Origin of the sequence: Corallococcus sp. CA049B, assembly GCF_003611685.1 — a bacterium.
Lineage (GTDB): Bacteria > Myxococcota > Myxococcia > Myxococcales > Myxococcaceae > Corallococcus > Corallococcus coralloides.
This window is the reverse complement of record NZ_RAWC01000073.1, coordinates 17,874-36,565: the sequence shown is the minus strand read 5'-3', so window position 1 is coordinate 36,565 and position 18,692 is coordinate 17,874. Positions and strand designations below refer to the sequence as shown.

15 protein-coding genes are annotated in these 18,692 nt (G+C 67.0%); 7 read left to right on the top strand and 8 right to left on the bottom strand.

Going from position 1 to position 18,692, the window contains the following annotated elements:
- A partial coding sequence (locus D7W82_RS18260; protein ID WP_147439384.1) for a hypothetical protein occupies positions 1–1,803 on the bottom strand: 1,803 nt, incomplete at its 3' end.
- 228 nt (positions 1,804–2,031) lie between these two features.
- Between D7W82_RS18260 and D7W82_RS18255 the strand changes: the two genes are divergently transcribed.
- The gene (locus tag D7W82_RS18255; protein WP_147439383.1) at positions 2,032–2,739 is read left to right on the top strand and encodes a hypothetical protein; all 708 of its coding nucleotides are present in this window, start codon (positions 2,032–2,034) and stop codon (positions 2,737–2,739) included.
- On the opposite strand, the gene D7W82_RS18250 is transcribed toward D7W82_RS18255, so the two are convergent.
- Together D7W82_RS18250 and D7W82_RS40100 are read right to left on the bottom strand one after the other, a co-directional pair.
- On the bottom strand, positions 2,740–2,859 hold the full coding sequence (locus D7W82_RS18250; RefSeq protein WP_370451034.1) for a Sua5 family C-terminal domain-containing protein: 120 nt from the start codon (positions 2,857–2,859) through the stop codon (positions 2,740–2,742).
- A 232-nt stretch (positions 2,860–3,091) separates the two neighbouring features.
- A complete protein-coding gene (locus D7W82_RS40100) occupies positions 3,092–7,129 on the bottom strand; it encodes a hypothetical protein (RefSeq protein WP_147439382.1) in 4,038 nt (1,345 codons plus the stop codon).
- A gap of 426 nt (positions 7,130–7,555) precedes the next feature.
- Here D7W82_RS40100 and D7W82_RS40095 point away from each other — a divergent pair, with 426 nt between their 5' ends.
- Entirely contained in the window at positions 7,556–7,939 is a 384-nt protein-coding gene (locus tag D7W82_RS40095; protein WP_147439381.1) for a hypothetical protein, read from the top strand.
- Positions 7,940–8,024: 85 nt separating this feature from the next.
- Here D7W82_RS40095 and D7W82_RS18245 read toward each other — a convergent pair whose 3' ends face one another.
- Entirely contained in the window at positions 8,025–8,990 is a 966-nt protein-coding gene (locus D7W82_RS18245) for an L-threonylcarbamoyladenylate synthase (RefSeq protein ID WP_120619574.1), read from the bottom strand.
- A gap of 32 nt (positions 8,991–9,022) precedes the next feature.
- On the opposite strand from D7W82_RS18245, the gene D7W82_RS18240 reads away from it, so the two are divergent.
- From D7W82_RS18240 to D7W82_RS18220, 5 genes are all read left to right on the top strand, one after another.
- Entirely contained in the window at positions 9,023–10,438 is a 1,416-nt protein-coding gene (locus D7W82_RS18240; protein ID WP_120619573.1) for a TIGR01777 family oxidoreductase, read from the top strand.
- Positions 10,439–10,508: 70 nt separating this feature from the next.
- Positions 10,509–11,435 carry an ABC transporter ATP-binding protein gene (locus D7W82_RS18235; protein WP_120619572.1) on the top strand — a complete coding sequence of 309 codons (927 nt, stop codon included), beginning with the start codon at positions 10,509–10,511 and terminating at the stop codon, positions 11,433–11,435.
- On the top strand, positions 11,432–12,154 hold the full coding sequence (locus D7W82_RS18230; RefSeq protein WP_120619571.1) for an ABC transporter permease: 723 nt from the start codon (positions 11,432–11,434) through the stop codon (positions 12,152–12,154). Before D7W82_RS18235 ends, D7W82_RS18230 begins: the two co-directional genes overlap by 4 nt.
- A complete protein-coding gene (locus tag D7W82_RS18225) occupies positions 12,151–14,022 on the top strand; it encodes a Gldg family protein (RefSeq protein WP_120619579.1) in 1,872 nt (623 codons plus the stop codon). Before D7W82_RS18230 ends, D7W82_RS18225 begins: the two co-directional genes overlap by 4 nt.
- Complete coding sequence (locus tag D7W82_RS18220) at positions 14,019–15,074, top strand: hypothetical protein (RefSeq protein ID WP_120619570.1); 1,056 nt, start codon at positions 14,019–14,021, stop codon at positions 15,072–15,074. Before D7W82_RS18225 ends, D7W82_RS18220 begins: the two co-directional genes overlap by 4 nt.
- Positions 15,075–15,077: 3 nt before the next feature.
- Here the strand turns inward: D7W82_RS18220 and D7W82_RS18215 are convergent, their stop codons facing one another.
- The 4 genes from D7W82_RS18215 to D7W82_RS18200 form a co-directional block, all read right to left on the bottom strand.
- Entirely contained in the window at positions 15,078–15,836 is a 759-nt protein-coding gene (locus D7W82_RS18215; protein ID WP_120619569.1) for a GvpL/GvpF family gas vesicle protein, read from the bottom strand.
- A gap of 29 nt (positions 15,837–15,865) precedes the next feature.
- Entirely contained in the window at positions 15,866–16,276 is a 411-nt protein-coding gene (locus D7W82_RS18210) for a response regulator (protein WP_120619568.1), read from the bottom strand.
- Positions 16,273–18,060: a PAS domain-containing sensor histidine kinase gene (locus tag D7W82_RS18205; protein ID WP_370451033.1), complete on the bottom strand. Its 1,788-nt coding sequence runs from the start codon at positions 18,058–18,060 to the stop codon at positions 16,273–16,275. The genes D7W82_RS18210 and D7W82_RS18205 overlap by 4 nt, the downstream gene beginning before the upstream one ends.
- Positions 18,061–18,391: 331 nt before the next feature.
- A complete protein-coding gene (locus D7W82_RS18200; protein ID WP_120619566.1) occupies positions 18,392–18,610 on the bottom strand; it encodes a hypothetical protein in 219 nt (72 codons plus the stop codon).
- Positions 18,611–18,692: the final 82 nt, after the last annotated feature.

Genomic DNA, 18,692 nt, shown 5'->3' with positions numbered 1-18,692 from the left:
GGGTGGGCCCAGGGGCCTGGAGCGGGTGGCCATGCATTCCAGGATGACGCGGGCCTCTCCCAGGCACGCCCGCGCGGCGGAAGCGGTGATGCCGGAAGACGCCTTCCAATCCGCGGCCCCCGCCGCGGCGGCGGCCTGGAGCCGTGGGTCCCGGGCGTCGAGGAGATGGGACAGCAATCGCTGCCGGTCCTCGGGGGACAGGTTCCGCTCCGCGATGTTCCTGACGCGCTCGGCGGAAGGCGTGCCCTTCAGGGCCTCGGCCATCAGGTGGAGCATGCCCTCGTGGGTCGGCGTGATGCGCGGGCTCCGCTGGAAATCCAGCAGCAGGTCGAGGACCGCCTCGCGTCCGCCCAGCCGGTTCGCGTGGGGTGGGGTGAGCAGCTTCGTGACGACGGCGGGTGTGGCGCTCAGCCCGTCGAGCAGACCGGTGTCGCGCTCCATCACCCAGTCGAGCAGGGCCTCCGCGCGTGCGGGGTCGGTGAGGCGCAGCTCCGTGCGCAGCATGCGGAGCTGCGCCCCGGTCAGCGGCTGGAGCACGCCGATGAGCTCCCTGGGGGGCAGCTTCGCGACGTGGCGGGACAGGACCGAGACGGCGTCTCCCGGGCAGCGCGACTGGGCCTGGGCGATGGCGCGCAGCCGCGCCGCGGACAGGGGCACGTCCCGGGCATCGTGGAGCTGGGGGCAGGGAACGGTTCGTGCCCAGGCTTCGAAGTCCGCGTCGGTGGCGGGCTGGCTTTGTTGCTGCTCGCGCAGCAGGCCCAGGAGGGGGGCCAGGGTGGGATGCTCACGGTGGGCGCGTTCGAGCCACGCATTCTCCAGGGGCGTGAGCGGAGGCCTGGTCAGGGCCAGGAGGCTGGGCCAGGCCCCTTGATGCAGCAGCAGGAGCGCGTCGACCCTGTCGGAGCCCCGGTCCGTGGCGGCTCTCAGGAAGTCGTGCTGGAGCCCGGCGGGCTGGGTCCAGAGCCAGGTGACCAGCGGCTCGGCGCGACCTGCGAGGACGTCGAGCAGTTCAGGCAGACGGAGGCGTTGGGCCAGGCGCACCAACTCCAGACAGTGTGGGCCCGGGCAGGCCCCATCCCTGAACAGGAGGGGGAGGCCCGCGCGAAGACCGGCGTCCCGGCAGCCGGGCTGGAGCACCACGTCCAGGAGGCCGCCCTGGCTCGAGAGGAGGTCCGCGTGCTGGGCGCGCTGCTGGGGTGAGGCGGTGACGCCGCAGAGGAGCATGGCGGGCGTTGGCGGGCTCAAGGGATACAGCTCGCGAGCGGTGGGGTGCGCGTCGTACTCCTTCCTGGCGACGCCCACGCCCTTGCGCGCGAGGTTCACGAGCTGGGTGAGGGCCTCGGTGCAGGGATGCGCCGGGGCGTAGGGCCCGGTGACGCAGTCGTACTCCCCGACGAGCTCGTGGTAGCGCAGGAGCGGATCCGCCGTCCGCTTCCAGGCTTCACAGTCCACGGGCGCCACGCGGGCGTGGGAGTCCGCGCGGGTGATGAGGCCCTCGCGGCCATTCAGCAGGAAACGCAGGTTGCGCGTGGCGGGAGTGACGCCGCGGGCTTCGAGCTTCAGGGTGGTGTCTGGAGCGCGGCCTGCTTCGAGGACGCTGAAGACGAACTGGCAGCCGCCGACGGAGTGGGAGTCCGGCGCGGGAGGCCGGGTGCCGTCGGTGCAGGGCAGGGGAAGGAAGCCGACGACCGCGGGGAGGTCGTAGCGGTCCTTCTCCCCGAAGAAGGCCAGCTGGGCGGTGTGGAGCGCGGTGAGTCCGCACACGGCTTCGGCGGACGGCCCCGGCCGCGCGCCAGATGCCATGGCCAGGACGACCCATAACCACCCCGTGGCGATACCCATGTGGCTGTTCCCCTCTCCAGACGTAGAGCCTGGGCGACCCGGGCTACTGGCCGCAAGCCCCCGGGCGTCTGGCGACCCAGCTTCCGGAGTCCCTCCGTATTCCTCTATGTCCGCACACGCGAAGCGCGGGGATGCCTGCGATGGAGGCCTCCATGGGGAGAGGCCCGTGATTGCAATTGGAGCGATGAGATGAAGCTTGGGGCTTTGGGGTTGTTGGGGGTGCTGGGCCTGGCGGCGGGCTGTGCGTCGACGAATCCGGACAAGCCTTCCGCGCTGGAGCGGCGGCAGGCGATTCGCGATGCGGCGGACAAGACCTACCGGAGCACGGAGGGGTTCCAGACGGCGCATTGGGGGATGTCGCCGGACGAGGTCCGCGCCGCGCTGCCGGAGGCGAGCGTGTCCCCGGATGGAACGCTGCGGTTGAAGACCACCATCGCGGAGCTTCCGGCGGAGGTGGCGCTGGGGTTCCTGGACAACCGGCTGGCGGCGGTGGACGTCTTCTTCCAGGACGTGGCGGATCCGCGCACCTTCCAGACGCTGATGCGGGACCTGCTCACCCGGAAGTTCGGGGAGCCGAAGACGGCGCGTGAGGTGAAGCGGCAGGTGAAGTGGGGAGACGTCTCCGTGCGCTTCGCCGCGGACCTGGCGCCGCTGCAGGAGGCGGATGCGACTGCCTCCGCGGAGACCCTGGAGAGCGCGCTCGCGGGGCAGGGGCAGTTCAAGGTGCTCAACCGGTGGACCACGCTCGAAAGCGAGGTGAACCTGACGCAGTGGACGCTGCCGGCCCGGGGCATCATGGCCATCCAGTATGAGAGCGCGAAGTACGCGCCCAAGCGCGCGGGGCTCATCGGCCGCTACACCGCGAAGGCGCGGCAGGAACTGGTGAAGGAACTCTGATCAGCTGTCGCGTGGCGCCGCCGCGCGGGACAGCCGGTCCCGCACGGCGATGCGCAGGCCGCTCGCGGCGGGCAGACAGGCCACGAGTACGTCGTGGCCCTGTTCGTCGGCTTCACGCAGCCGCGCGTAGAGGACTCGCGCGGCCTGCGCCGGTTCGCGCAGTTTGAACTATCCGGAATTTCCGGATGGTTGCTCCGAGAGCAAGTTCTCCCTTCTCATTGATGTTCTGGAGGAGTTCGTTGTTGGTTCGGACATCCTTGCAGTACAGCTCTGTCAGCTGCTTCTGAGTCAGCCAGACGGTCCCGTTCTATCGCAATCATCTGACAAGTAGCCGTGCGCAGGTGCGCATTGTTCAGGCTTTCTCGTTGGACGGGATTGGCAAGGAGAACATCGGATCTCCGTAGACATGCATTGCTTGATGTGCGGAGGGGCTACATAGTCTATTCGCAACAGCCTTGTTTGCCATGAAGTTGGCGAGCGCGACGTTTGCCCCCCGGGTGACTAATTTCAAAAACTCGCCAAGCCAGCTGTTCATCACTCGAGCTTCGAGCGGCCAAGGCGGAGCGATAACTGCTCTGCAGCCGTAGTCAAGCAGTGTTCGAGAGAGACCATACGTCGCAGAGTTGAATGGAGCCGAGTCCATTCTGCCTGCGCTACAAACTGCAAGGATGACAATGCCCGAGTTTGCGCATTTGCTGGCTAGTTTTCGCGCGGTCAGTCGTGTCTGGTGTTCATCTGCGACGACGCGAAAGTAGCGACCCTCTTGGCTTATGCCTCCGTGAGCTCCAATAAACACTATGTCCGACTCACTCAACGAGTCGGGTGGGAGCGAACTGTCGTCTTGACTGAAGCCGAAGTCATCGAGTGCCGCCTTTGTGAAGTCTGTGAGTTGTGTGAGAACAGGCATGAAATCGGCGGATTCACCTTGGGCTGCCGATATCCAGGAGCTTCGCTTGCCGGTCGACGCATGGTTGGTGGCTAACGCTGAGCAGACCCAGGTCAATGATGGTGCCGTTGCTATCGGACGACAGGTTCCTAGATGGCCATTGCTGGTTGCAAGGAGATTTCCAGGAATGCCGAGGAGTTCGGGTTCCATTACGAGCAGTGCAGGTGTTGTCCTGGCGAAATCGATCGAGATGCCGATTCCATTCATGACTTGTTCAGTGACATTTAGTCCATATGGGTCGCTTCCGTCGATCTTTGAGAACTTGTACGGGTAGTTCTCTTCCCATTGTTCGAATAACTCGTAGTTGAATGTTGTCTTGGTCTCGAGAGTGGATTGCAATTGTCCGTCGATGAACGAAGCTTGAATGAGTTCTTTTTGTGTCGATAGCCCGAGTAGGTGGATATCGATTCCGCTGGCGCTAATTACTTCGAGCGCGCGCCTTGTGTCGGCAGGAGATGCTGGTAGTAGTCCTATTGCTTGTTGGAGTGATTTCTCGCCGACCAATCCAATGTCGTTGAAGTTGCCGACAAGCGAGGAGAGTTGATCGGGTGTGAGAGACATGTGGTTGCGGGCAGCCCACTCAAGAACTGCTGCCCCTCCAGTCTGTTTCAAGTCGATATTCTGAGGCGCTGCGGGTTGGATGAGTGAGACTGAGTAGTCGCACAGCCAGTCTAGATAGAACGCGGTGTCTTCGGCAGGTAGGTTCGAAGCGTCAGCAAGGGCTCTTCGTGCGATAATTCGGCCTTCGAAGTTGTCGGTGCTGAAGTCCTGTGCTGCGCGTGTGCTTGAGAGATTTCGAGCGATTTCGGCCAGGAACGGTTGGGCCGAGGCGGGTTTGCTCATTGCGCGAAGCCGCGTCTGTTCAGGTAGTCCGAATTCAGCACTGGTCTTTTTGAAAGATTCTTGGATTTCAGTGCTTATGGTTATTCCCAGCGTGCTTGCGAGAGATAGAACTTGTGCGAGCAGTATTGCGGAGGGGAGAACAGGCGCCTTTAGTTTCCTGGCCCTCGCTGTGAGTTGATCGAATCGTTGTGCCAATTCCTGAAAGCGGGCAGTTGTGTCGGAGATGGGTTTTTTGTCTGTTTTTAACTCTAGGAGGTCAATGCTAGCCAATAGTACGCTGAGTTCGAACCCGTTGAATCCATTTTGTTGTTTTTCACTAAGGAGGCTGCTTAGTTGGGCGACTCCGCTGCGTGCGATTTCTAGGTGTCCTGTGTCTCGAGCAATACGTGTTGCTAGTTGAATGCTGGAGTATCGCTCTTCGAGCGTAGTAGGGACGTCTGAAAACGACTTTGCGCAGGCGAGACCAAGCGCCGCTTCGTAGAGGTTGTGGGTTCGGTGGTATGTTTCGGCAAAGACAATCCACGCGAGGCGTCGTCGTTTGAGGGAGCTATGTGTGCTGGCAGTTTTGAGTCCGTGCTCAGCTAGGTCCCGTGCTGCTTGGGGGGAGCCAACTAAGGAAAAGAAGATTGCCCCCGTTCTTAGTAATTCATATTCAGATTCGAGATTGTCTGTTTTTTGTGCGAGCGCTGTTCCGGCCAGAAGAATGAGGTTCATGAGCGGAATCGAATCGCCGTCTGGGGAATCGAACGCGGTTCGGTTAGCCATCTGCTCAAGAGCTAAGAGCATCATCTCTGGGGTTGACTTTAGTCCTGTTAAGTCGAGCTGGACTGCTCCGAGTGCTGCAAACTTCGGTAGTCGCTTTATTGCAGTGAATAGTTCCTCGGCAGCCAAGTTGAGGTCGCTTGACTGGGGTGGCTTCCGGGCTGCCGAGAGTTGCTCTTTCTGATGTGTGACGTTGTCGTTTAGCGACAATGCTAGCAGAAGCGTGAGTCCAGTTAATCCTGCAACTTCCGGAGATATCGCAGTGGTAAGAGATGCTCGTGTTGCCCCGTCGTCCGGATGCATCGCTACGTACGTTATCAGCCACGATGCGGTGTATGCGGTCGCCTTTTGATGTTGGTGACTTTCGGCCCCTGTTAGATCGTACGTTCTGGCGACTAGGAGCGCTCGAAGTAAGTTGACTCCAAGCCTTGCTGCGGCATTGGTGTGTTTAAGGGGCCACTGGTGCTGCAGTAGTAGTCGGGTCGCACTGTAGAGAAGATGCCGTCGCAAAAGCTCTCTTAAGCAATCCAGTGCGAAGTCCGCAGCCGTGAGCGCTCCTTCTTCTGAGTGAGTGCGGTCTATTTCAATTGCATAATCTAGCTCGAAATTGCCCGAAAATGCTTCCGCGAGTCTTACGAAGTATCGGGCTAGTGAATCATTGTGGCTGTGCTCGGCAGTTGGGCGAAGTTCCTGAATGATTCTCGAATGAGCCCCTTGGCTGAATAGAGGGGCGTATCGCGCGCGGATGGATTGATCCGAGTTGGGGTACTGTGTGCTTATGAGTTCTTGGGCTTTTCGTGCCAACTCCTCGTGCTCGGCCAAGATGGCTAGTTCGAGAGCGGCATTTAAAGTAGGGAGACTGCAGTCTGGTAGTGCAATTGCTTGGCGGAGCAAGACTTCTGTTGTGGAGGCATTTCCTGTTTGTTGGGCTATGCGGCCGATGATTAATGCTAAATTCGCGTCGCTGATGGTGTGGAAAGTGTCTCGCAGGGGAAGCAGTGGTTCGAATGCTGCGGGGCCCATGCCTGCCGCGAGGAGACACTGTGCTTTTGCTAGCGAAATGTTTGTTTGTGATAGGCCGGAAGTTTCAATTTCGGAAAAGGCCTCTTGTGTCCTGCCTGTCCGGATGAGGTCTGTCCAATTCTCTGCGTTCTTGTTGAGTATCTCTTCTTCGGATGAGGGTTGTGACGTAATTAGGCCTCCCGGCAGGTCCATGAGTATTTGGATGTTGTTTTTTTGGAGTGGGGCGGACTGGTTGACGTGCAGTAGGGTGTATTTTTCATTGTGATTGACTGTGTTTAGTATGGCTGCTTGGGTGCTTTTGAGTTGTGGTACCCAGAAGTCCTCGGCGCTGTTTATGTGCAGCGTTCTGTTGTCGAGCGTGTGGGTGCTTGTCCTGGCTTGTGGTGGCGGGATTGATGGTGAGTTGAAGCGATCGACATTGAGCACTAGCGTGAATGTGCCACTGGGTGTTTCCTGGATTGCCCTTGCGAGAACGGTTGTTTCGAGCTGCGAGATAGCCGTGAATTTCGTTTTCCCTTGGATGTAGTTTGATATTTTGGGGTGTTGGTCCTGGTCGACTGATTTGCAGTTCAAGTTTATTGAGTCTCGCGTGGTCTGTTCGAAGTTGGTGTTTTGGGTGCTTCGTGGGTAGATGATGTGAATGCTGGTAAATGCTGGAGTGTCGGTGTTCTTGGTTGCGAGAGCCGTGATTATGCAGATAGCGGATGTGCACTCGGTGAGGTTGATGTTTGGTGCGATGAATATGTCTGCGAATCCGCTGTGGGGATTTAGGCTTGCAAAGGCTTCTTGCCAGTCTTCTGTTGTCTGTAGGTTCATGGCGGTGGTGATTGGTTTGGGGCTGCTGGAGGGGTGTTGTTTTGCAGGTGAAGTCTGTGCGATTGGAGAGCAATGCCGCAAGCCCCCGGGCGTTCGGTGCCCCGGTTTCTGGAAACCTTCCGGATTTCTCTGTGCCCGCACACTGCGACGCGCGGGGGATGCCGCCTCCATAGGGAGAGCCCCGTAGCTTGGAATGGATCGATGAAATGAAGTTTGGGGCTTTGGAGTTGCTGGCGGTGTTGGGTGTGTCGGCGGGTTGCGCGTCGGGAAGCCCGCCGCGCCGGAGCGGCAGCAGGCGGTTCGCGATTCGGTAGACAATGACTACCGCAGCACGGAGCGGCTCCAGACGGTCCGCTGGGGGATGACACCGGAGGAGGTTCGCGCCGCGCTTCCCAAGGTGAGCGCAACGCCGGATGGGACGCTCCGATGAAGAAAAGCGCCGCGGAGATGCCGGCCGAGGTGGCGCTGGGATTCCTGGACAACCAAATGGCGGTCGACATCTTATTCCTGGAAGCGAAGGACACGTGCACCTTCCAGGCACTGATGCGCGATCTTCTCATGCGCAAGTACGGCGATCCGAATACAGCCCATCGGCTGGCGCGCCAGCACAAGCGGATGGAGTCACAGGTCCGCTTCTCGGCTAAATTGGCGATGAGCAAGAGCGATTGGGTTGCCGTGGACTCCCTAGATCGGGAACTCGCTTCTCAAGGGGGAGATCAATGGCCTCAATCGCTGGACCACGCTGGAGAGCCACGTGAACCTGACGCAGTGGTCCCTGCCGGCCCGGAGCATCGTGGCCATCCAGTATGAGGCCGCGAAGTACGCGCCCAAGCGCGCGGACCTCATCGGGTGCTACCGCGCGAAGGCCCGTCAGGACCTGGTGAAGGAACTCTGATCAGCTGTCGCGTGGTGCCGCCGCGCGGGACAGTCGGTCCCGCACGGCGATGCCCAGGCCGCTCGCGGCGGGCAGACAGGCCACGAGCACGTCGTGGCCCTGTTCGTCGGCTTCACGCAGCCGCGCATAAAGAACTCGCGCGGCCTGCGCGGGCTCTCCCGGCACGTCGAAGCGCTGCACATCGCCAGGCAATGACAGCGAAGCGGGGCCCAGCACTCCCACGCGCAATCCCTGTGCGCGCAGTGCTTCCACCCGCTGCACTGCTTCATGCGGCTCCGCGAGCACCACGCCCGCCCTGGGCGCGTAGTGCGACTCCAGCGAACCGGACACGCGCACCGTGGTCGACGTGCGCACCGGCACCGCGCGCCCCAGCACGCGCTCGATGTCCTCCGTCGCCAGACCTCCGGGCCTGAGAATCACGGGGGCTCCGGACGACAGGTCCACGATGGTCGACTCCACGCCCACCGTGGACGGACCTCCGTCCAGCACCAGGTCCACGTCGTCGCCCAGGTCTCGCTGCACGTGCTCCGCGGTCGTCGGGCTCACCCGGCCGAAGCGGTTGGCGCTCGGTGCTGCCACGCCGCCTCCCAGCCTTTCGAGCACCTCCATCGCCACGGAGTGGCCGGGCACTCGCAACGCCACCGTGTCCTGGCCTCCCGTCACTGCGTCCGTGGCCTTCGACGTGCGCCGCAGCACCAGCGTCAGCGGACCCGGCCAGAACGCCCTCGCCAGCGCCCTTGCTTCGTCCGGTACTTCACGGGCCCACTCCGGCAGGTACTCCTCATCCGGGATGTGGACGATGAGCGGGTGGTTCGCCGGCCGGCCCTTGATGGCGAAGATGCGGCGCACGGCCAGCTCGTCCTCGGCGTTGGCCGCGAGGCCGTAGACCGTCTCTGTTGGCAGGGCGATGACACCGCCGTGTCTCAGCAATTCGACTGCACGGTCGAGGAGGTCGGGAGTAAGCATGCTCGGGTCGCACTGTCTCCCCTGGAGAAACCATGGGCAAGCCACACGTTTTCGAAGCGCACAGCCAGATGCCGGTCCCCTCCGCCGACCTCTTCTCCTGGCACGCCCGCGAGGGGGCTTTCGAACGCCTGTCGCCCCCCTGGGAGACCGCGGAGGTCGTGGACCGCTCCGGCGACGGCATCCGCCCCGGCGCCCGCGTCGTCGTGAAGCTCCACCTGGGCCCCATCCCCCAGCGCATGGTCGCCGAGCACACCGCCTACGTGGAGGGCTCCTCCTTCCAGGACACCCAGCGTGAAGGCCCGTTCGCGAAGTGGATCCATGACCACCGTATGAACCCCTCGGGCCCCCAGGCCTCCATCCTGGATGACCACATCCAGTACGAGCTGCCCGTGGGCACGCTCGGGGACACCTTCGGCGGTGGCTACGCTCGCAAGCGCCTGGAGCGCATGTTCGCGTACCGCCACTCGCTCACCCGCGCGGACCTGCGCCGCCATGCGCAGTTCGCATCCCAGGGCCCGCTCACCGTGGCCATCGGCGGCGCGTCCGGCATGCTGGGCTCCGCGCTGGCGTCGTTCCTCACCACCGGTGGCCACCGCGTGAAGCGGCTGGTGCGCGGCCGGGCGAACGCGGCGCGCGGGGACATCTCCTGGGCTCCCGACAAGGGCACCGTCGACGCCGCGGGCCTGGAGGACGTGGACGCCGTGGTGCACCTGTCCGGCGCCAACGTGGGCGAAGGCCGGTGGACCGACGAGCGCAAGCAGGAGATCCTCAAGAGCCGCACGGAGAGCACCCGCCTGCTGTGTGAAACGCTGGCCCGTGCCACCCGCAAGCCGCGCGTGCTCATCTGTGCCTCCGCCGTCGGCTACTACGGCAGCCGGGGCGAGGAGGAAGTGACCGAAACGTCCTCCTCCGGCGACGGCTTCCTCGCGGACGTCACGCGCCAGTGGGAGGCCTCCACAAAACCCGCCGAGGACGCGGGCATCCGCGTGGTGCACCTGCGCATCGGCGTGGTGATGGACGCGCGCGGCGGGGCGCTCGCGAAGCTGGCGCTCGCGACCCAGGCGGGCGGCGGCGGGCCCGTGGGCTCCGGACGCCAGTGGCTCAGCTGGGTGTCCCTGGAGGATGTGCTGGGCCTCATCCAGTTCTCCCTCTTCACCCCGTCCATCCGGGGGGCCCTCAACGCCGTATCCCCGAGCGCGGTGCGACAGGGCGAGCTGGCGAAGGTGCTGGGCAAGGTGCTCCACCGTCCCGCGGTGTTCCCGCTGCCCGCCGCCGTGGTGAAGACCGTGTTCGGGCAGATGGGCGAGGAGACCCTCCTGTCCAGCACCCATGCCCTGCCCACCGTGGCCCAGGCCCACGGCTTCTCCTTCCTCCTGCCCGGCCTGGAGGAGGCGCTGCGCTTCACGCTGGGCCGGACCACCGACGGCGCGGAATACCGCCACGGGTGAGCCCCGCGCTTGACACTCCTCGGGAGGGGCGACAGAAGTGCGCCGCTTCCCCTCGCGTCGAGGAGTCCTGATGATCCAGGTCGAAGGGCTGACGAAGTTCTACGGCGAGCACGCGGCCATCCGCGACCTGGCCTTCACCATTGGCCAGGGCGAGGTCATCGGCTTCCTGGGCCTCAATGGCGCCGGCAAGTCGACGACGCTCAAGATTCTGGGGTGCGTGCTGCTGCCCACCTCGGGCCGCGTCGTCATCGACGGGCACGACGTGGTGAGCCAGTCCCACGAGGTGCGCCAGCGCATCGGCTACCTGCCGGACGTGCCCCCCGTCTATGAGGAGATGACGGTGGGCGAGTACCTGTCCTACGTCGCCCGGCTGCGCGACGTGCCCGCCAAGGCCACCGCGTCCCACGTTGGCGAAGCCGAGGAGAAGACCGGCCTGCGCGACGTGCACGGCGAGGTCATCTCCACGCTCAGCCACGGCTACCGTCAGCGCGTGGGACTGGCGCAGGCGCTGGTGCACAAGCCCGCGCTGCTCATCCTCGATGAGCCGACCAGCGGCCTGGATCCGCTCCAGATCGTGGAGATGCGCGACGTCATCCGAGGCCTCAAGGGCGCGCACACGGTGCTCGTGTCCAGCCACATCCTCCCGGAGATTTCGCAGACGTGTGACCGGCTGCTCATCATCCACAAGGGCACGCTGCTGGCGCAGGGCAGTGAAGAGGAGCTGTCGCGAAGCCTGGGCGGTCCGTCCATCGTGCTGGAGGTGCGGGGCGATCGGGCACGGGCGCTCGAAGCGCTGCAGGGCTTCGGCGCGGTGGAGGTGCGGGAAGGGGCGGGCGGAGCGCTGGCCCTGAAGGTCGCGGCGGCGCCGGAGCTTCGGCCCCAGGTGGCGCGGGCGGTGGTGGGCGCGGGCCTGGAGTTGTTGCGCCTGGACGCGAACGAGGGACAGCTGGAGGCGCTGTTCCTGCGCCTGACGCACGGGCAGGAGGTGAAGGCGTGAAGGCGCTCCTGATTGCTCGCCGCGAGCTGGCCGGCTACCTGCGCACGCTCAGCGGCTACGTCATCCTGGCCATCATCCTCGCGGTGAACGGGCTGTTCTTCAACGCGTACGCCCTGGGCGGCGCGAGCAAGCGCTCCGCGGAGGTGTTGTCCGGCTTCTTCTACTACTCCAGCGGCTTCACCATCGTGGCGGCCATCCTGGTGTCCATGCGGCTGGTCGCGGAGGAGCGCCAGACGGGCACGTTGCCGCTGTTGTACGCGTCGCCGGTGCGGGACCGGGACATCGTGCTGGGCAAGTTCCTGGCGGGGCTCGCGTTCCTGGCGCTGTACCTGCTGCTCACGCTCTACATGCCGCTCCTGGTGCTGGTGAACGGCAAGGTGTCCTTCGGGCACGTGGCGGCGGGCTACCTGGGGTTGCTGCTGCTGGGCAGCGCGTCGCTGGCGGTGGGCACGTTCGGGTCGTCGCTCGCGAAGAACCAGCTACTCGCGGCCATCTTCTCCTCGGTGATGCTGGTGGCGCTCATCCTGTGCTGGCTCTTGGCGCGCATCACCGAGCAGCCGCTGTCCGACGTCTTCAGCGCGATGTCGCTGTGGAACCAGCACTTCCCCCCGTTCCAGGCAGGGCTCATCCACGTGCGGGACGTCGTCTACTACCTGGTGGTCACCTACGTGGCGCTGTTCGCGGCGACTCGGGTGCTGGAAGCGCGGAGGTGGCGATGAGCTCGCCGGCTTCTTTCGGGACGGGGCTCGCCGCGACGGGGGCGTTCGTCGCGGGGCTCGTGGCCGTGTTCCTCGCGGAGCGCGTGCTGGGCGTGGGCTCCGGCCGCGTGGCGCTGGCGGCGCTGGGCACCGCCGGGGTGGTGGCCGCGACGGCGTGGCGCGCGGTGCGGATGATCTCCGCGCCCGCGGACCGGCGCGCGCTGGAGCGGTGGGTGCTCACGCTGTACGTCGTGGGGCTGACCGCGCTGGTGCTCTACTTCGTGAAGGGGGACGTGGGGACGGCGCTCCTCGGTGAGCCGCTGTCGCGTTCTTCACCCCGGCTGTCGGGGGTGCTGGCGGTGCTGTTCCCGGCGCTGCTGTTGTGCGCGCTCGTGCCGCTGGCGATGGTGGAGGCCGCGCTCGTGGCGATGGCCCGCGCGCCCGTGCCGGAGACGGGCCGGGTGAAGAGCGCGCTGTTCTCCGGTCTGGGCATGGCGTTCGTCATCGTGTTCGCTTTCGCGGCGACGTACGTGGCCACGCAAGCGGACCCGACCTGGGACCTGTCCTACTTCCGGACCGCGAAGCCGGGCGATGCGACGCGCAAGCTGGTGCGCGGCCTCAACGAGCCCTTGCAGGTGACGCTCTTCTTCCCGCCCGCGAACGAAGTGGGCGAGGCGGTGCGGCAGTACTTCCGCGACCTGGAGCCGGAGAGCCCGCAGCTGGGCGTGGAGTCGCTGGACCAGGCGGTGGAGCCCGCGCGCGGCAAGGCCCTGGGCGTCAGCAACAACGGCTCCGTGGTGCTGGCGCGGGGGGACCGCAAGGAGATCCTCACGCTGGGGTTGGATCCGGAGCGTGCGCGCGGGCAGCTCCAGCGGCTGGACGCGGAGGTGCAGCGGCGGCTGCTGGCGGTGGCGAAGCCCCGGCGCGTCGTCTACCTCACGGGAGGCCATGGAGAGCGCGCCGACACGCGGCCCGTGCAGGGCGAGGCGGCCCGGCCGTCGGTGGCGCAGCTCAAGGAGCTGCTGCGCGCGCAGAACGTGGACGTGCGCACGCTCACGGTGGCGGAGGGGCTGGGCTCGGCGGTGCCGGGCGACGCGGCGATGGTGGCGGTGATTGGGCCCACGCGGGAGCTGCTTCCGGAAGAGGCCACCTCGCTGCGCGAGTACTGGGAGCGGGGAGGGCGGCTGTGGATCGCGCTGGAGCCGGATGGCGCGGCGCTGGAGCCGTTGCTGCAACCGATGGGGCTCAAGTCGCTGCGCGTGCCGCTGGCGAATGACCGGGTGTACTTCCGCACCGCGCGTCAGCAGAGCGACCGGGGCAACCTGGGCACGGCGAGCTTCTCCTCGCACCCGTCGGTGACGTCGCTGTCCGCGCTGGGCTCGCAGGGCGCGGTGGCGTTCCTGGGCGCGACGGCGCTGGAGACGGTGACGCCGCCCGTGCCCGGCGTGCTGCTGGACACGAGCGTGCGCGCGCACGCAGAGACGTTCGCGGACCGCAATGGCGACTTCGAGCGGGAGCCGGGCGAGGTCACCAAGGCGTGGCCGCTGGTGGTGGCGGTGGAGCGGCCCTCCGCGGAGGGCAAGCCCGCGCCGCGCGCGGTGGTGATGGCGGACGCGGACGCGCTGGGGGACGGCATCCTGGGCAACGTGGGCAATGCGTATCTCGCGGTGGACACGCTGCGCTGGCTCTCTGGCGAGGAGGCGCTCTCCGGCGTGACGACGAGCGAGGAGGACGTGCCGTTGCAGCACACGCGCTCGCAGGACGTCGTGTGGTTCTACGCGACGGTCTTCGGGATGCCGGTGGCGGTGCTGGCGGTGGGCTTCTTCGTGACGCGGCGGCGCGGACGGCGCGCGCCCCGGAGCACCGCGGTGGCGGGAGGTGCGCGATGAAGGCGCGCGACGTGGCGGTGCAGGGCGTGCTGGCGGGCGTGGCGCTCGTGGCAGCGTTCTTCGTGTGGCAGCGCGAGCCTTCGCGTGCGCCGGGTGAGGTGACGGTGGAGGACGCGCAGGCGAGCGCGCTCGACCGCATCCGGTACGACGACGAGACGCGCTTCGTGGAGCTGTTCCGCGACCCCCAGGACCGCGACACCGTCTGGGTCCGCCTGGGCAACAAGCCCGCGAAGCCGGGGGCCGAAACGGGAACGACGGATGGCGGAGTGGCGCAACCCGGCCTGGAAGATGCTGGGACGGATGCGGGCTCCATCGCCACCGCGAGCCCCGCCCCCGTGCCTCCGCCCCGCGAGCTGCGCGGCAACGACGTGGCGCTGAAGCTGTTCTCCCGCTTCGCTCCGCTGCGCGCGCAGCGGGACCTGGGCGTCCTGGACGACAAGAAGCTGGACGAAGTCGGCCTCGCGAAGACGGAGCGCGGCCTGACGCTCACGCTCGACGGAACGCCCAGGACGTTCCGGCTCGCCACGCCCGCATCGGGCTGGGGCGCCCCCTACCTCCAGCGTCCGTCCGACGGGCACGTCTTCCTCCTCGGCCCCGGGCTGCTGCCGGACCTGGAGGCCGCGTCCAGCCGGCTCGTGGACCGGCGCCTTCACACCTTCGACGTGGACGGCTTCGACCGCGTCGTCATCTCCACCGGCACCACGTCCCGCGCCTTCGCCGCCAGCGGCAAGCCTCCTGGCGCCGTGCAGCTGTCGCCCGTGGACGCCCCCGGCGCTCCGGACGACTTCGCCCGCAACTGGCATGACCGCCTGTGGCGCCTCACCCCCGTGGAGCTGCTGGGCCGGGGCGAAGCCCCTCCAGGCCCGGCCCCCACGCCCGCCTTCCGCGTGGAGTACCAGCGCGGCGGCAAGGCCGTGGGCGAGCTCTCCATGGCGAAGACGCCGGAGGGCTCGTGGTACGCGCGCACGGAGTTCACCCCCGGCTGGGTGCGCATGGGCGGCGGCCTGGAGCTTTTGGCCGAGGACGCCGCGAAGCTCACCGCGCCGCGCTGAGGCTCACGGCGCGGTGGACGCCGGCTCCACGTCCAGCCGCACGTCCACGAAGCTGTAGGCCGGCCACGGCCCCGTGAACCGGAACGTGTACGCGTCCAGCCGCGCCACCAGCGAATGCACCCGCGCCTCGAACGCGGCCACCCGCGTGCGGTCCACCAGCCAGGCCGCGTTGAGCATCATCCGCTCACCCAGCGGCGGCGCTTCGTGTGTCGCTTCCGCCAGCGGACGCAGGCCCGCCTTCAGCCCGTCCAGGTCCTTCCGGGTGTAGTCGTGCAGCGCCGCCTCCAGCCGCGTCTCGTGGTCCTCCTCGAGCTCGGTGGGGCCGCGCGCCAGCTCCGGCCGCGCCTCCAGCAACCGGCGCGTCAGCGCGTCGCCGTGGCAATACACCTTCAGCCCCAGCTCCACCCGGCCCTCCAGCTCGGACAGCGCCCGGCTCAGCGGCGCGCGCGCCACGCGCAACAGCTCCCGCACGCGCTCCTCCGACGGCAGCACCGTTCCGAAGGCCACCGGCACCAGCGTGTGCTCGCGCACCACGGCCTCCGTGACGCGCTGGTGCATCAGGAGGTTCGCCCGCGTGGGCACCGCCCTCGGGCCCGGCACGTCGGACACCAGCGCAGCGAGGCCTCCCTCGCGCACCAGGCGCACCGGGGCATCGCCCAACCCCGCGAGCTCCGGCAACCCTCCGCCGTCCTCGCGCACGATGCCGTAGAGGTAGTGCGCCCGTCCCTCGCTCGAGGACTCCGCCTGGGTCTTCGTCGTCATGACGTGCCCCCTCCGTACGGGTGCGGCTTTCAGCGCGCGGATGCCGCGTCGCGCAGGGCGATCATCTTCTTCACCTGCTCCACCAGCGCGTCCGGCAGGCACGGCTTGGTGACGTACGCATCACACCCGGCCTCGTTCGCGTCCTCCGAGTGGCCCTTCAGCGCATGCCCCGTGAGCGCCACCACCGGGATGCCCTTCGTGCGCGCGTCGCCCTTCAGCCGGCGCGTCGCCTCCCAGCCGTCCATCACCGGCAGCGACAGGTCCATCAGGATGACGTCCGGCACCAGCTCGAAGGCCTTGTCCAACGCCTCCTGGCCGTTCTTCGCCTCCGCCACGCGGAAGCCGGAGAACTCCAGGTACTCCGCGTACATCTCCCGGGCATCCTGGTAGTCGTCCACCACCAGCACGAGCGGCTTTGTCTTTTCCGGGGTGTTCGTCATGTCCGTCTCGCACGTCTTGGAAAGTGCAGGGTGAAGGTCGAACCCTGGCCCGGGACGCTTTGGAGGGAGACGCGTCCCCCCAGCATCGCCGCCAGGCGACGGCAGATGGACAGGCCCAGGCCCGTTCCCCCATAGGCACGCGTGGGCGAGCTGTCCACCTGCTGGAAGTCCTCGAAGATCTTCTCCTGGTTCGACACGTCGATTCCGATGCCTGTGTCCTTGACCGAGATGGCCACGGTGCCGGTGCCGTTCTGATACTCCGCCGCCACGTGCACGCCGCCCTCGTGCGTGAACTTCAGCGCGTTGGACAACAGGTTGAGGACGATCTGCTTCACCTTCTGTCGGTCGCTCCACACCCCCGGCAGCCCTTCATCCAGGCGCGTGTCCACCGTCAGCTTGCTGCGCGCGATGATGGGGTCCATCTCCGCCATCACCTCCTGGAGCAGCTCCGGGATGCCGAAGTCCGACAGGTGCAGCGGCATCCGCCCCGCCTCGATGCGGGTGATGTCCAGAATCTCGTTGATGACCTCCAACAGGTGCCGCCCGTTGGAGTCGATGCGCGTGAGGTTCCTCCGCTGCGGCGGCGTCATCTCCCCGGACACGCCCTGCAAGAGCATGTTCGTGTAGCCGAGGATGGCGTTGAGCGGCGTGCGGAACTCATGCGACATGTTGGCCAGGAACTGCGACTTGGCCGCGCTCGCCTGCTCCAGCTGGATGGCCTGCCGGCGCAGCTTCTCGTTCTGCTCCGCCAGCTCCGCGGTGGCGGACTGCACGCGCGCCTCCAGCTCGCTGGAGACCTCCTTCACGCGCTCCAGCAGCCGCGCCCGCTCCAGCACCTCCGTGCGGTCGTGGAACACGGTGACGATGCCCGTCAGCTCGCCCCCGTCGCCCAGCACCTTGTTGGCCATGGCCTCCATGGGCACGGGCGCGCCGGTGTCCGGGTCGTCCAGCGTCAGCTGGCTCTTCCAGCGGGACACGCCCGCGTTCACCGGCCCCAGCAGGTTCGCCAGGAAGGACGCGAAGAGGGCGTCGTTGGCGCGCACCCGGCGCAGCGTGGCCTCGCCGCCGGCGCCTTCCTCGTGCGGCCAGGCGAAGAGGCGCTCGGCCGGGTCGTTCATCATCACCATGCCGCCCGCGGGGTCGGTCAGGATGATGGGGTCCGCCACCGAGTCCAGCACCCGGTCCAGGCGGTGGCGCTCGCTCCGGGCCTCGCGCTCCGTGGCGCGCAGCTGCCGGTAGCTCTCTCCCAGGGCCTGCGTGGCGCGGCCCAGGTCCGTCAGGTTGCGCAGCACGCTCACCACCACGGACGGCCCGTCCGGCGCCAGCACCGGCGTGGTGGCCAGCTCGAAGAGCAGGTCCATGCCCTCCAGCGGATCCACCAGCGACACCTCGCGCCGGTGCACGGACGTGCCGCCCTGCGCGAGCATCTCCCGGAACAGGCGCTGGTTCAGCTCCACGGCGCGCGTGCGTCCGGGGCTCGCGTCCGGGCCCGCCACCAGCAGGCCCTCCGCCCGGGCGTTGGCGAAGAGCAGCGTGCCCTCCGTGTCCGTGAGCAGCACGGGGTCCGACACCGCGTTGATGACCCGGCGAAGCAGCCGGTCCGGCTCCGGACGGCGCGGCGCCCGCGCATCCGAGGCCAGCTGCCGGGCCAGGGGCGGCCCCGCGCACGACGCCACCCACGCCACGTCGTCCGGCACGGCCGGGCCGGGCAGCCCCACCACCAGCAGCGCGGCCGCGGGCGCTCCGGAGCGGCCCAGCGGCACCGCGAGGAACCCGCCCGGCATCGCCGCGCCCTCCACCGCGTCCGCCGCCAGCCACCGCGCCCCGGGCCGGCTCCGGAAGCCCGCGAGCGGCGAGCCCGGCGCGTCCCACGCCCGGCCGAGCGCGGCCTGCTGCGCTCCCGTCAGCCCCTCGCTGGCCAGGCACACGGACGCACCCGCGCCCTCTCCCGGCCCGACACAGGCGGCGGGCGCGCCATGTCTGCGCGCGAGCCACTCCACGACCGCTCGCGCACAGGCGACGGCGGACTCGCAGGCGAGCAGGTGCTCGGCGAGCACGAGGCGCGCCCCGGAATCGACTTCGGCGGGGGGCAGCGGGGCTGGGGACGCCACGACCTTACGCTCCGGGTGAAGGGGGACGCGGGGAACGACCGCGTTCCGGCGAGTCTGCGGTGCGGACCTCCGAGAATGCCACCACGATGCGCGTCTCTCCATCCAAAGGAGAGGCCTGCCCCAGGAGCTCCAGGGCCGCAGTGTCGAAGCGCAACCCCCTGTCCAGCAGGCGGTCCAGCACGTCCACCAGGCTGGCCCCACCCGCCACGCGTTCCACGGGCATTTTCGCGCATGCTCCTTCAAGTCCGCCCGGCGCGGACCTTCGGGTCCAGAGGGCGTTCTAACGCGCTGGCGACATCACACCC

What these genes read in the sequence shown, in the direction of transcription:
- D7W82_RS18255 (WP_147439383.1), top strand. Translation starts at nt 2,032, where the DNA reads ATGAAGCTTGGGGCTTTGGGGTTGTTGGGGGTGCTGGGCCTGGCGGCG.
- D7W82_RS40100 (WP_147439382.1), bottom strand. Translation starts at nt 7,129, where the DNA reads ATGAACCTACAGACAACAGAAGACTGGCAAGAAGCCTTTGCAAGCCTA.
- D7W82_RS40095 (WP_147439381.1), top strand. Translation starts at nt 7,556, where the DNA reads ATGAAGAAAAGCGCCGCGGAGATGCCGGCCGAGGTGGCGCTGGGATTC.
- D7W82_RS18245 (WP_120619574.1), bottom strand. Translation starts at nt 8,990, where the DNA reads ATGCTTACTCCCGACCTCCTCGACCGTGCAGTCGAATTGCTGAGACAC.
- D7W82_RS18240 (WP_120619573.1), top strand. Translation starts at nt 9,023, where the DNA reads ATGGGCAAGCCACACGTTTTCGAAGCGCACAGCCAGATGCCGGTCCCC.
- D7W82_RS18235 (WP_120619572.1), top strand. Translation starts at nt 10,509, where the DNA reads ATGATCCAGGTCGAAGGGCTGACGAAGTTCTACGGCGAGCACGCGGCC.
- D7W82_RS18225 (WP_120619579.1), top strand. Translation starts at nt 12,151, where the DNA reads ATGAGCTCGCCGGCTTCTTTCGGGACGGGGCTCGCCGCGACGGGGGCG.
- D7W82_RS18220 (WP_120619570.1), top strand. Translation starts at nt 14,019, where the DNA reads ATGAAGGCGCGCGACGTGGCGGTGCAGGGCGTGCTGGCGGGCGTGGCG.
- D7W82_RS18215 (WP_120619569.1), bottom strand. Translation starts at nt 15,836, where the DNA reads ATGACGACGAAGACCCAGGCGGAGTCCTCGAGCGAGGGACGGGCGCAC.
- D7W82_RS18210 (WP_120619568.1), bottom strand. Translation starts at nt 16,276, where the DNA reads ATGACGAACACCCCGGAAAAGACAAAGCCGCTCGTGCTGGTGGTGGAC.
- D7W82_RS18205 (WP_370451033.1), bottom strand. Translation starts at nt 18,060, where the DNA reads ATGCCGGGCGGGTTCCTCGCGGTGCCGCTGGGCCGCTCCGGAGCGCCC.
- D7W82_RS18200 (WP_120619566.1), bottom strand. Translation starts at nt 18,610, where the DNA reads ATGCCCGTGGAACGCGTGGCGGGTGGGGCCAGCCTGGTGGACGTGCTG.